General features: G+C 36.8%; 6 protein-coding genes. All 6 read left to right on the forward strand.

Annotated features, from left to right (window positions below):
• Positions 1 to 60: 60 nt before the first annotated feature.
• The 6 genes from BTO08_RS05425 to BTO08_RS05450 all read left to right on the forward strand — a co-directional run bounded on the left by BTO08_RS05425 (position 61) and on the right by BTO08_RS05450 (position 13,423).
• Complete coding sequence (locus BTO08_RS05425; protein WP_105060205.1) at positions 61 to 3,189, forward strand: HD domain-containing phosphohydrolase; 3,129 nt, start codon at positions 61 to 63, stop codon at positions 3,187 to 3,189.
• Between the two features lie 172 nt (positions 3,190 to 3,361).
• Complete coding sequence (pepN, locus tag BTO08_RS05430) at positions 3,362 to 5,986, forward strand: aminopeptidase N (RefSeq protein ID WP_105060206.1); 2,625 nt, start codon at positions 3,362 to 3,364, stop codon at positions 5,984 to 5,986.
• 125 nt (positions 5,987 to 6,111) lie between these two features.
• Positions 6,112 to 6,336 carry a DUF2835 domain-containing protein gene (locus BTO08_RS05435; RefSeq protein ID WP_105060207.1) on the forward strand — a complete coding sequence of 75 codons (225 nt, stop codon included), beginning with the start codon at positions 6,112 to 6,114 and terminating at the stop codon, positions 6,334 to 6,336.
• A 112-nt stretch (positions 6,337 to 6,448) separates the two neighbouring features.
• Entirely contained in the window at positions 6,449 to 11,272 is a 4,824-nt protein-coding gene (locus BTO08_RS05440; RefSeq protein WP_105060208.1) for an NAD-glutamate dehydrogenase, read from the forward strand.
• Positions 11,273 to 11,618: 346 nt separating this feature from the next.
• Entirely contained in the window at positions 11,619 to 12,629 is a 1,011-nt protein-coding gene (pyrD, locus tag BTO08_RS05445; protein ID WP_105060209.1) for a quinone-dependent dihydroorotate dehydrogenase, read from the forward strand.
• Positions 12,630 to 12,883: 254 nt separating this feature from the next.
• Entirely contained in the window at positions 12,884 to 13,423 is a 540-nt protein-coding gene (locus BTO08_RS05450) for a cell division protein ZapC (protein WP_105060210.1), read from the forward strand.
• Positions 13,424 to 14,126: the final 703 nt, after the last annotated feature.

Here is a 14,126-nt window from a genome sequence, read left to right on the forward strand (position 1 = left end):
GTTGTTATATACAATACAACCAATTAATATTGAATATTAATTGAATAGGTTGGAGGGTTAATGAAGGCATCGTTTTCGTTAAGAAAAATTATTATAGGAACATTTTTAGCTACTTCTACATTAACAGCTTTACTAGCAATATTTTTACAGTATCAAAATTCTAAAGAAATAGTAAAAAACAATGTATTGATTCAATATAATCAAGCGGCTAACTCTATTTCTAATAAAGTGTCTGAGCTTCATTTAAAAGCGCAAAATAGTATTGATTTAATCTCTCATTATGCTGAGTTAACTGAAAGTATATCACCAAAAAAACTACTTCCTTTTTTTAGGAAAATGTTAGAACAGAATAAATATTTTTATCAGGTATACATAGCAAATAAAGATGCTGATTTTATGTTGATAAATTTAAAATCTTCTCAAGAGAATAGTGATGATTTTAGACTTGCTTATTGGAAAAGTGTATTAAGATATACAGGTAATAATAGATTTCAAATAGTTACTTATTACGATGAAAATATGAGAGTTATTGATTCTAGACATTCTATTATTAATGCAATGGATGCTGAAAATAGAGTTTGGTTTAAAAATGCCAATAAGAGTAAAGTTTTTAAAAGTGACCCATATTTATTTCTACCTATGCAACAACCGGGAATAACGTACGCTAGAGAAGTGAAAAATAAAAACACAAAAACAGTCGTTGGCATTGATATACTTGTTGCACGTTTATCAAATATGATTAAACAAGAAAATATGTTACATGGAATAGAAACCTACTTATTTAGTGATGCTAAAGTCATAGCTTCTAATAATAGTAAATATTTAGATCATGCCGATAAGTACTCTAATGTAAAAAAAATTGAATTTACAGAAAAAGAAAAAAAATACCTTAGATCTCATCCTATATTAAGAGTTTCTAATGAGGATGACTGGGCTCCTTATGATTATATACGGTCAGGGATACCAAGAGGGTATAGCATTGATTATATTAATATATTATCAAAGTTAATTGGAGTTGAAATCAACTACATCAATGGCAATAGTTGGAGTGAATTGGTCGCGCTTTTTAAACAGAATAAGATTGATGTACTTAACTCAGTTTCTAAAACAGAGCATAATAAAAATGTTGCCTTGTTTAGTGATCCTATTGGTATGACCCATCTTGGTTTAGCTTCACTTAAGAGTAATAATTATAAATCTATAGATGAAATTTTGAAAAATACTAAAAATGTAAATATTGCAATTCTTGAAGATTCATCTCTGCATAATATTTTAACTGATAAATACGCAAATATAAGTATTAAAGAGTATACCGATGTTAATGTTGCAATGGACTCCTTACTAAGAGATGAAATAGATGCTTATTTAGACGATATAAGTGTTCTAACATATGTTAAACAACAATATCATTTCTATGATATTACTAATAATAAAACAGATTTAGTCGGTTACTCTGGGGATAAGATAAGATTAGCAGTATCAAATAATAATGAGGTATTGCATGGTATTTTAAATAAGGCGATCAAAAGTTTTCCCATAACTATATTAGACAGGATTAATAAAGAATGGTTGTCCATGGATGCAACTGTTGGTAAAGATAGCGTTTTACCGTATAAAGAATTATCAGAGATGGCTTACAATAAATCATATTATGATCATTTAGAACCAAGGTTCATTGATGGAGAAAAATTATATTTTTATGTTACGCCGATAACTAATAAAAAAAATGACACATTTCTTGGTGTTGTCGCTCCTGCTGATGTTCTTTATTCAGAAGCTATTCATGATTTAAAAATGTCGGTATTAGTTATTTTAGGGTTATTGATATCAATCATATTACCAGTGGTTATGTTGATAGGATTTTATTTAACTAATTCATTAAATCAATTAAGGAATGAAACTAAAAAAATCACGCAAAAAAAATATGATGATGTGAAGTTAGTTCATTCTTACACAAAAGAAATTAGTGAATTGTCATCCTCGATATATTCGCTTGCACATGATGTAAAAAAGCATGAAAAAGAAATGAACTCTTTCGTTGATTCATTTATTCATGTAATAGCAAGTGCTATCGATGATAAGTCTCCTTATACAGCAGGGCATTGTAACCGAGTTCCTGAAATTGCAATACTTATTGCAGAGGCTGCTCATAATTATCCATCAGGATTATTTGCAGATTTTAAATTTAAAAATGATCAAGAAAAGCGTGAATTTAGCATTGCAGCTTGGTTACATGACTGCGGTAAGATCACCACTCCAGAATATATTGTTGATAAAGGCACAAAACTAGAGTCAGTTAATAATAGGATTCATGAGATACGTACGAGATTTGAGGTGCTTTGGCGAGATGCGGAAATTCAATACCTAAAAAACGTATTGTCGGATAGCTCACAAGAGAAAACGTTTGCTCAAGAGTTAAAATTGAAACGCCAACAATTACATGATGATTTTGCCTTCATTGCTCAATCAAATGTTGGCTCTGAGTTTATGTCGGATGAAGATATAGAGAGAATTTATCAGTTAGCTGAAATTTCATGGATGAGAAATTTTGACGATACTATTGGCTTATCTCCAGTAGAAGAACTTCGTGTTGGAAAGGTAAATTGTAATGTATATCCAATAGAAGAGAAATTATTGATGGATCGTCCAGATCACCGTATTGAGCGTATTCAAGAATTCTATGTTGATCCTGCTTTTGCAATTAAAATGGATGTCCCTGAATTACAATATGATCTCGGTGAGATACATAATCTGACAATTAGACGAGGAACATTAACCGCAGAAGATAGGTTCAAAATTAATGAACATATGATAAGTACAATCAAAATCTTAGAGAAAATTCCATTCCCTAAATCTTTAGCTAATGTGCCAAGGTATGCTTCCACTCACCATGAAACAATGAAAGGATCGGGTTATCCACGTAAATTATCAGCGGAAGATTTGTCTATACCTGAACGCATCATTGCAGTTGCCGATGTATTTGAAGCGTTAACTGCGGCTGATAGACCTTATAAGAAAGCGAAGCCGGTGAGTGTAGCGATTGATATCTTGCATAAAATGGCATTAGACAATTTGCTAGATCTTGCAGTGTTCAAGCTATTTGTAAAATCAGGCGTTTATAAAGTTTATGCTGATAAGTATTTACCTGAAGAACAAAATGATCTGGTTGATATAAGCAAGTATTTATAAATAAAAAAGCTGCATTCATTGCAGCTTTTTATATTTGCTCGTTATAGCACCAAACAGTCTATTTTCTTTTATTTTTGCGCGCATTCTTGCTACTGTAATATTTCATTACTAGGCGATATATTATTATATTTACTTAAAAAAATTATTAAAAATAGCACATGTAGGTGGAATAATGACGGAACAAAAGCACTCAGAACCAACAGCAAAACACCGTTCTGATTACCGTAAGCCAGATTATACGATAACAGATATCGATTTAACGTTTGATCTTCATGACACCAATACAACGGTGACAGCACAAAGCAAGGTTATTCGTGTTAGTGATAATAATGATGCCCAACTTGTACTTGATGGTGATGAACTTGCCATTGTGAGTATTTCTGTCAATGGCAAAGCATGGACGTCATACACCCAAGAAGGTAACCTCCTAACATTATCAGATCTGCCTGCTCAATTTGATTTGACGATCGTTACAACTGTGAATCCAGAAGCAAATACTGCATTAGAAGGGTTGTATAAGTCAGGTGGTGGTTTCTGTACTCAATGTGAAGCAGAAGGTTTCCGTCGTATTACTTATTATCTCGATCGTCCAGATGTACTGGCTCGTTTCACAACTAAGATCATTGCGGATAAAGCAGCATTTCCTTTCTTATTAAGCAATGGTAACCGTATTGCTGAAGGTGATTTAGACAATGGTCGCCACTGGGTACAATGGCAAGACCCATTCCCAAAACCTTCATATCTCTTTGCTTTAGTAGCAGGTGATTTTGACGTTTTACGTGATAACTACACGACAATGAATGGTCGCAACGTAGAACTCGAAATCTTTGTTGATAAAGGTAATCTTGATCGCGCTGATTACGCCATGACTTCATTGAAAAATTCAATGAAGTGGGATGAAGAGCGTTTTGGTCTTGAATACGATTTAGATATCTACATGATTGTGGCCGTTGATTTCTTCAATATGGGTGCAATGGAAAACAAAGGCTTGAATGTTTTTAACTCTAAATTCGTTCTCGCTAACCCTAAAACAGCAACGGATACTGATTACCAAGGTATTGAAGCTGTGATTGGTCATGAATACTTCCATAACTGGACAGGTAACCGCGTTACTTGTCGTGATTGGTTCCAATTAAGCTTAAAAGAAGGTTTAACTGTATTCCGTGATCAAGAATTCTCATCAGATCTTGGCTCTCGCCCAGTAAATCGAATTGCCAATGTTCGTATTGTACGTGGTCCACAGTTTGCTGAAGATCGTGGCCCAATGTCACACCCAATTCGTCCTGAAAAAGTTATTGAGATGAATAATTTCTATACATTAACAGTGTATGAAAAGGGTAGCGAAGTGATCCGTATGATGCATACCTTGCTGGGTGAAGCAAATTTCCAAGCAGGTATGAAGCTGTACTTTGATCGCCATGACGGAACAGCTGCAACTTGTGATGATTTTGTTCAAGCAATGGAAGATGCATCAGGTATTGATCTGTCTCGCTTCCGTCGTTGGTATAGCCAAGCAGGAACGCCAGTTGTTACAGTTGATACGTCATATGACGCAGATACTAAGTGTTACAACGTCACTATAAAGCAGCACACAGCCCCAACAGCTGGACAAGAAGAAAAGCTACCACTTCATATCCCATTTGATATCGAATTATACGATAGCAAAGGTGAGGTCATTGCATTGCAATCAGATGGTAAGCCAGTTCACAACGTATTAGATGTAAAAGAAGCAGAGCAAACTTTCGTATTTGAGAATGTTGCGGAACAGCCTGTGATGTCGATGCTACGTGAATTCTCTGCACCTGTGATCTTAGAATATGATTATTCAGATCAAGAGCTGATCTTTTTGATGATCCACGCTCGTAACGAGTTCGCTCGCTGGGATGCTGGCCAAATGCTATTGGCGAAATACATCCGTAAGAATGTGGCAGCAGTTCAAGCTGGTGAGTCTGTTCAATTACCTGAAGCGGTTGTTGATGCCTTCCGAGGCGCATTATTGGATGAAAACCTTGATCCTGCATTTATTGCTGAAATGCTGACTCTTCCGAGTGAGAATGAAATTGCTGGTTGGTACAAGCAAGTTGATGTTGATGCTATTAATAAGGTTGTTGGTGCGTTAACTCAAATTTTAGCGACAGAAATGGAAGATGAATTACTTGCGATTTATCGTAGCTTAGCACAAGGCGAATACAGCCTCGCTCATGATGCAATGGCTAAACGTGCACTGCGTAACAAGTGTTTATCTTATCTAGCACATACGGCTGAAGGTAATGATTTAGTGGCTGCGCAATATGCAGCGGCTGACAACATGACTGATACGATGGCTGCTATGTCTGCTGCAAATAATGCGCAATTAGATTGTCGTGCTGCACAAATGTCAGACTTTAGTGATAAATGGACGCATGATGGTCTAGTAATGGATAAATGGTTCATGTTGCAAGGTACAAATCCTGCTCAAAATGCATTGGAAAATGTACGTAATACCATGAATCATCCTGCATTTAGCTTAAAAAATCCGAACCGTACTCGTAGTTTAGTTGCGAGTTTCTGTGCCAATAACCCAGTACATTTCCATGCTAAAGATGGTTCAGGTTATGCGTTCTTAACTGAAATATTAACGACGCTGAATACTAGTAACCCACAAGTAGCTTCACGTTTAATTGAACCGTTCTTAAAGTATCGCCAATACGATGAAGCACGTCAGCAATTAATGCGTAGCCAGCTTGAGAAGTTAGCGGCATTAGATAACTTAGCAAAAGATCTGTTTGAGAAAGTGCACAAAGCGCTTGAACAATAAATCATAATTCGCTAAATAATAGAGCCAAGTACTTTATTACTAAACACTTTCTATGAGAGAGTATGTAATGGGGACTTGGCTTTTTCTATATTGGGCTATTGAACGAATAACGAGATAAAGGGATTATGCGAAGCTTTACTTTTCGAGTGAATATTAGTTACCAAGTTTTCTTACAACATTATTCTGGTGCCGCAAGTAGTGCTGTTGTGGTCACAGAAAGTGGGTTAAAACTCCAGTTGCCCGCTGTGCGTTTACGTCCGTTCTTGACGCAAATGGGTGTACGAGGGCGCTTTCAAGTTGCTGTCGATAATAATAATAAGCTGACTACACTGACGAAATTGTCGGATTAGTGTTTTTATCTCTTATCATAGCTAAATTGTTATCATGTATTTTATTTGAAACTCGGACAGAAAATTGCATATCTATACTTACCTAAGGTAGTAAAAGTTATGGGATTTTCTTATGAATGCACCAGACAATGTGGTTCCTGTATTACTTGAAAAAGTATATGGCTTAATAAAATCCAAAGTCGATAATACCCAGCAACCTTTAGTTGATGTGTTTGCTAAAAGTCTTTTAAATCAATTGGCTGAAGATGATTTATTACAACGTAATGAATCTGATTTATATGGTGCTGTGCTGAGCCTATGGCATCATCTGGTTAAAAATAATCCGCAACAAATATCCGTTCGTGTTTATAACCCCACATTAAGTCGCCATGGCTGGAAATCTACCCACACAGTGGTTGAGATTGTTATGCCTGATAAACCTTTTTTGGTTGATTCTGTTCGTATGACGTTAAATCGATTAGATATTACTAGCCATTTAATGCTGAATGGTCCTTATTATTTTGAGCGTGACAAAAAAAATACCATCGTTAAGGCGTGCAGTGATAAGGGAGATCTACAGACACTTTTTCATATTGAAGTTGATCGTCTGACAAAAAATGATGAAATGGCGATATTGCGAGATGAACTTGAAGCGGTGCTTAAAGACATTGAATTAGTGGTGAATGATTGGCAATTGATGCAAGATAAAATGCATCAAATACTCAAAGGTCTAAGAACAGAAAAATTACCTGTTGAAAATCAATACTGCGAGGAAGCGATTGAATTTCTTGATTGGGTTGCCAATCATAATTTTACCTTTATGGGTTATCACTGTTACGATCTAAATCCGATCAAAGGTGATTACCAATTGAGACCAACGCAAGAGGTCGGTCTTGGTCTACTTAAAAAGCCACGGCATGCAAGACCACTTAATTTATCCAGTTTACCTGAATCAGCACGTATTGAAGCGCAAAAGCCCGATCTTCTTATTCTCACCAAAAGTAATGCTAAATCTCGTATTCATCGTCCCGCTTACATTGATTATATCGGTATTAAACGATTTGACAGTAAAGGTAATGTCATTGGTGAACATCGCTTTATTGGTCTATATGCGTCAACTGCTTACCATCAAACAGCAATGAATATTCCATTGATCCGTAATCGGGTAAAACGAATACTCAAAGCCAGTGGGTATTCGGAGGGCTCTCATTCTTGGAAAGCGCTCAATAATGTATTAGAAACTTATCCCAGAGATGAACTTATTCAAGCGAAAGAAGAGGAAATGCTTGATGTTGGCGTAGGCGTAGTACGAATGCAAGATCGTGACATGCTGAGATTATTCATAAGGCGGGATCCTTTTGGGCGCTTTTTTTCCTGCATGGTCTATGTGGCCAAAGAACGTTATGACACAGAGCTTAGACGTAAGATCCAAAGTGTTTTAAAAGACTATCTTGGTTCATCACAAACTGTTGAGTTCACAACTTTTTTTTCTGTGAGTCCATTAGCTCGTACGCATTACATCGTTAGGGTAAAAAACAATAATTTCGATGTGGATGTTAAATCGATAGAGCATAATTTAGTTGTTGCTGTTGCCTCGTGGGAAGATCGTTTAACCCAGTCGTTAGTGGCTAACTTTGGCGAAAGCAAAGGGATCCCAATTGCCAAAAACTATGCGCGTGCTTTTCCTCGATCTTATAAAGAACAAATGCTACCTGGCTCTGCAGTAGCAGATGTTTTACAGCTAGAAGGGTTGAATGAAGATAACAAATTAGGCATGTTATTTTATCGTCCACAAGAGGAATCCGCCGACTCATCGATTGTAAAATTGAAGCTTTTTCATCGCGATGAACCGATTCATTTGTCTGATGTTATGCCTATGCTGGAAAATCTAGGTTTGCGGGTCATTGGTGAATCACCATATCAAGTAATCACTGCGGATGGTGTCGTTAATTGGATCTTAGATTTTGCGATGTTACATCATGTTAGAAATGGATTTGACCTATCAGAAGCAAGAGATCGTTTTCAAAATGCCTTTTCTGATATTTGGCATGGAGAACTTGAAAGTGATGGTTTTAACCGTTTAGTGCTGCGTTCTGGTTTGTCTGGTAGAGAAATTACCATATTACGCAGTTATGCTCGCTATATGCGGCAAGTTGGCTTTCCATTTAGCCAGCAGTATATAGAAGAGACACTGTCTAATCATTGTCAGCTGGCTTGTTATTTGGTGTCGTTGTTTAAATTACGCTTTGATCCCAAAGCGAAATATAGTGAGAAAGCAGAACAGTTATTGATCAAAAAGATCGTAGAGCGATTAGAGAATGTCGAGAGTTTAGATGATGACAGGATCATTCGTCGTTATATGGATATGATCTTAGCAACCCTCAGAACGAACTTTTATCAAAAATCAGATACCGGTAAGCCAAAATCATGGTTATCACTCAAACTCAATCCATCATCTATCCCTGAAATTCCAGCTCCAATTCCTCGTTACGAGATCTTTGTTTATGCCCCCGATGTGGAAGGTGTCCATTTGCGTGGGGGAAAAGTTGCGCGTGGCGGCTTACGTTGGTCAGACAGGCAAGAAGACTACCGCACAGAAATATTAGGTTTAGTTAAAGCACAGCAGGTTAAAAACACGGTAATTGTACCTGTTGGTGCGAAAGGTGGTTTTATTTGCAAACGGCAACCTCAATTAACAACACGTGAAGAGATAGCAGCAGAGGGATTGCATTGTTATCAACGTTTTATCTGTGGCTTGCTTGACGTAACAGACAATATCTTAGAGGGAAAACGGTATCCACCAGCAAATGTCGTTTGTCATGATGAAGATGATCCTTATTTAGTGGTTGCGGCGGATAAAGGCACGGCAACATTTTCTGATATCGCCAATTCACTGGCTGCTGATTATGATTTTTGGCTAGGTGATGCCTTTGCTTCTGGCGGCTCTAATGGTTATGACCATAAACAAATGGGAATAACAGCGAAAGGGGCTTGGGAGTCAGTTAAGCGGCATTTTAGAGAGATAGGTATAGATTGCCAAACAACAGATTTTAGTTGTGTCGGCATTGGTGATATGGCGGGTGATGTGTTTGGCAACGGGATGTTGTTATCAAAACATATTCGTTTATTAGCGGCCTTTAATCATCAGCATATCTTTATTGACCCAGATCCGGATCCTGCCGCAAGTTGGTTAGAACGCAAACGTCTTTTTGAACTTAAACGATCGAGTTGGGAAGATTACGATCGTAAGGTTTTATCTGAAGGCGGCGCGATATTTTCACGTAAAAGCAAAGCGATTAAGCTTGTTCCTATTTTGCAAACCTTACTGCGAACACGTAAGCAAAGTTGCACACCTAATGAGTTAATACACCTTATATTACAAATGCAGGTCGATTTATTGTGGAATGGTGGTATAGGAACATACATAAAATCGACTAAAGAGACTCACACCGATGTTGGTGATCGCGCTAATGATGCTGTTAGGGTTAATGGCTCTCAACTTGCGGCAAAAATTGTAGGTGAAGGGGGAAACTTAGGCTTAACTCAGTTAGGTCGAGTTGAATTTGCGAAAGCTGGTGGTCGAGTGAATACCGATTTTATCGACAATGTTGGTGGAGTTGATTGCTCAGATAATGAAGTGAACATCAAAATTTTACTCAATAGTCTAGTGACCGCTGATGAGCTGACATTTAAACAGCGTAATAGCATTTTAGAAAAGATGGAAGATGAGGTTGCTGACATTGTGTTAGATGATGCTTATCGCCAAAGTGAATCTATTTCAGTAACAGAGCAACAGCAAGTACAACTATTAAAAGAACAAACGCGGTTTATTCATTTACTGGAACGACAGGGTAAATTAGATCGAAGCTTGGAATGTCTACCTGATGATGAAACATTAGTAGAGCGTGAAAAGGCAGGGATTGGCTTAACACGACCAGAAATTGCGGTGCTGGTGGCTTACGGTAAAATGGTGTTAAAAGAAAAACTCGTCAATCACGATATAGCCAGTGATCCTTATCATTCCCGTCTTTTACCTGCTTACTTCCCCCAATTTTTACAAGATAACTACAGATCACAAATGGAAAATCATCCATTACGACGTGAATTAATCGCAACATCATTAGCTAATTTGATGTCGAATGAAATGGGATGCAACTTTGTTACTCGGCTGCAAGAAGAAACAGGTGCAACGATAAATGAAATTTCAGCCTCTTACTCAATAGGGCGTGAGATCTTTAAGTTTGAGCAGATCTTTAGTGAAATTAGAGCATTAGATAATCAAGTTTCAGCACAAACGCAATATGACATGCTTTATCGTTCAAGGCGTATGTTGCGTCGGGTCACACGATGGTTCCTACGCAATAGAGAACACAAGTTAGGTATAGAACAACAAATTTTATTCTATCAACCCTTTGTTGAGCAGTTACGAAATGAATTAGATAGTTACCTTGTAACTGAAGAAGTGGTAGAGCACGAAGAGCAAGCGAATGAAATGATCCGTAAAGGTGTACCTGAACGGTTGGCTAAAAACATTTCACGCTTAACTAGTTTATATTCAGCCATGGATATAGCGCAAATTGCAAAAGAGATGGAAGTGAACATAGCACATATTGCAAGAGTGTACTTTGTACTAGGAGCGCAACTGTCACTTCATTGGTTCTTAAAGCAAATTCAAAACCAAGCTGTTGAGAATAATTGGCAAGCATTAGCAAGAGCTTCATTCCGTGAAGATCTAGATTGGCAACAAAGACAATTGACAACAGCGGTTTTAATGACAAGTACTGCTAAGCCAGAAGAAAGTATATCACTATGGATGGAACAACATAAAAAAGCGGTTGATCGATGGGAGAGTGTGCTGGCTGAATTTAAAGTCGGTAATGCGCATGAGTTTGCAAAGTTCTCTGTCGCTTTACGTGAATTAACAATTCTAAATCTCAACTCAAGGCCGATACAGTAGTAAGTGTACTTATCGTCACCGCCTAATAAGATGGTATAAGTTACGGTGTAATATATATAGTGACAATGTAACTTTTTGCAATGTCATTATGTTACATTGTCACTATTTAAGTGTTAACAATAAGGTTATAAAAATAATACGTTACTTTTTTCAGAGCTAAAAAGAAAACGATTGCTTTTATATGTAATAATTTGTGAAACTACGAAACTATAACTTATTGTTAAACAAAGGTTTAATTTCTAAGTTACTGTTTTATTGACAATAATCAAAAAAATAACGATTGAAGTTAACAGAATAACTGTGAATAATACCATCCCGTTTATTCGGGACTTATTTTGGAGTTACAATGTTATACCGCATCGCACGTTCTGCTATTTTTCAGTTGGATGCTGAAAAAGCACACGACCTCGCTATTGAGAACTTTTCTCGCTTTACTGGCACTCCATTAGAACTTTTCTACCGACAAAATCTTCCAGCACGTCCTGTCGAAGTTATGGGACTTACATTCAAAAACCCTGTTGGCTTAGCAGCTGGCCTTGATAAAAACGGTGAATGTATTGATGCATTTGGTGAAATGGGTTTCGGCTTTGTTGAAGTAGGGACCGTGACACCTCGTCCACAGCCTGGTAACGATAAACCTCGTCTTTTCCGTTTGATCCCAGCTGAAGGCATTATCAACCGTTTTGGTTTTAATAACCTTGGTGTTGATAATCTTGTTGAGAATGTAAAGAAAGCAAAATTTGACGGCATCATTGGTATCAATATCGGTAAAAATAAAGATACACCGATTGAAAAGGGTGTTGAAGATTACATTATTTGTATGGAAAAAGTTTATCAATATGCCGGTTATATTGCAGTAAACATCTCGTCACCGAATACACCAGGATTACGTAGCTTACAATATGGTGAAGCTTTAGATGATCTGCTTTCCCAGCTTAAAGCTAAACAAGCTGAATTAGCGAAACAACATGATAAGTATGTTCCTCTAGCACTTAAGATCGCTCCCGATCTTGATGATCATGAGATTCAACAGGTATGTGATTCTTTGATCCGTAATAATATAGACGGTGTGATTGGAACAAATACCACATTGGATCGCTCTTTGGTTCAAGGAATGGAACATTGTGATGAAGCGGGTGGTTTAAGCGGTCGTCCTTTGCAAAACAAAAGCACAGAAGTCATTCGAAAAATGTCAGAAGCATTAAATGGAGCAGTACCAATCATTGGTGTTGGTGGTGTTGATTCTGCAATGGCTGCTCGTGAGAAGATGATGGCAGGTGCAAGCCTCGTACAGGTTTATTCTGGTTTTATTTATCATGGCCCACGTCTTGTTAAAGATATTGTAAACGGTCTTTAACTGTTGGCGAGCGCTCTATCAATGAAGTATTAAATTTAAATATTTTCTGACATACGAAAACCCAGCTTGGTGAATACTAGGTTGGGTTTTTAATTATGTGCACAATCTGTTTGTATTAAATAAACATCTTATTTACTTATGACAGAGCCACTATTTTCCCCTTTTATTTTATGAATACGCGAGTAGAATTAAGCTAAAATTTCAACATATGATCACAGATACAATATAAACCACTGTCTTTCAGGAGTAGGAACGTGTTAAAGCCAGATAATTCATGGAAATGGTATTTTGACGCTGAAATGAATTCACTCATGCTTGAATTGAATGACGATATGCTTTTTCGTGTATCGTTACCAAGTAAGCTGCTTACTCCAGAAGCGAAAGTAAGTGACATTTTTAATGTTGATGATATTGAAGCCTACCAAAACTTCCAAGAGCAGATTGCTCATCTACCAATTTCTGCAGCTAGAAAATGTGAATTAGCATTAAATGCTACAGCTGCACGACGTTTTCATAAACCTATGATGCCAAAAAGTTGGTATTTCGCACCTCAACAAGGTGTCGAGCCATCACAGGGGCAAGTTATTACTCTAATGACTGCGTCTTGTACTGCTCATTATGTTGTAATTGAAAATAGTGGGGTAGCGAGCCTCTGCATGCTTGCAGATGTTGCTACTGTTGATTTAGATGGCGTTAAAAGCATGGAGTTCTGTGAAACCATTAAGGTTATGAATGATCGAATGGCACCCTGTTTTGTAGAAACAGACCAGCAAAATTTTGCGCTTGTCGGTTAGTTTTTCTTCATTTTAGGTTGTGTCCTTACATCCTTACCCATCACCAATAGTTAACAGCATTTGTTATCTATTTTAGTAAACCCCCATTATTCGTAGCTTAATTTGCTATCTTTCTCCTGCTGCTGAGTACTGCCTCCCTAGGTGCATTTGCATGCTTTTCTCAATTAGATGATGAAAAAGATCTCATGTTTTATTGAGATGACTATCTTCCAAATCTCTCACTTTTATATCCATTTATTCATAACGAACTTCTATAACATAACTACGGTTGTCTACATACCACACATCAATTTTACAATGTGTGTTAGCTAAGCTTCCTTATAGGTATTCAAGATAGGTTAGAGCGTATATTTGTATTCGTTAACTGACTTAATCGCGACTTCATAAGGAATGCTTGCCACTTTCTTGGTTAAAAATTGCACTAAAAATATGTCATAGATCTCAAAATTTTCATATATAGCCAGACTATTCTTACTGCTTTACTTAGGTAATATCTGATGGTTTATGACGTTAATTTCTTTGTTACATTACGTTTTATTGATTGATCTTTCCTCTTTTTACAGCATTGATAGTGAAATAGTTACCATGTAATAGAGGTGGAATAATTTATTCCACCAAAGGATTGAAAAAATAAAAGATAGAATTTAACAATATTATTTTGGTTTTAATTGATTGAATAAAAAGGAATAAATTAAATGTTTTC

Source organism: Photobacterium angustum, assembly GCF_002954615.1.
GTDB classification, from domain to species: domain Bacteria; phylum Pseudomonadota; class Gammaproteobacteria; order Enterobacterales; family Vibrionaceae; genus Photobacterium; species Photobacterium angustum_A.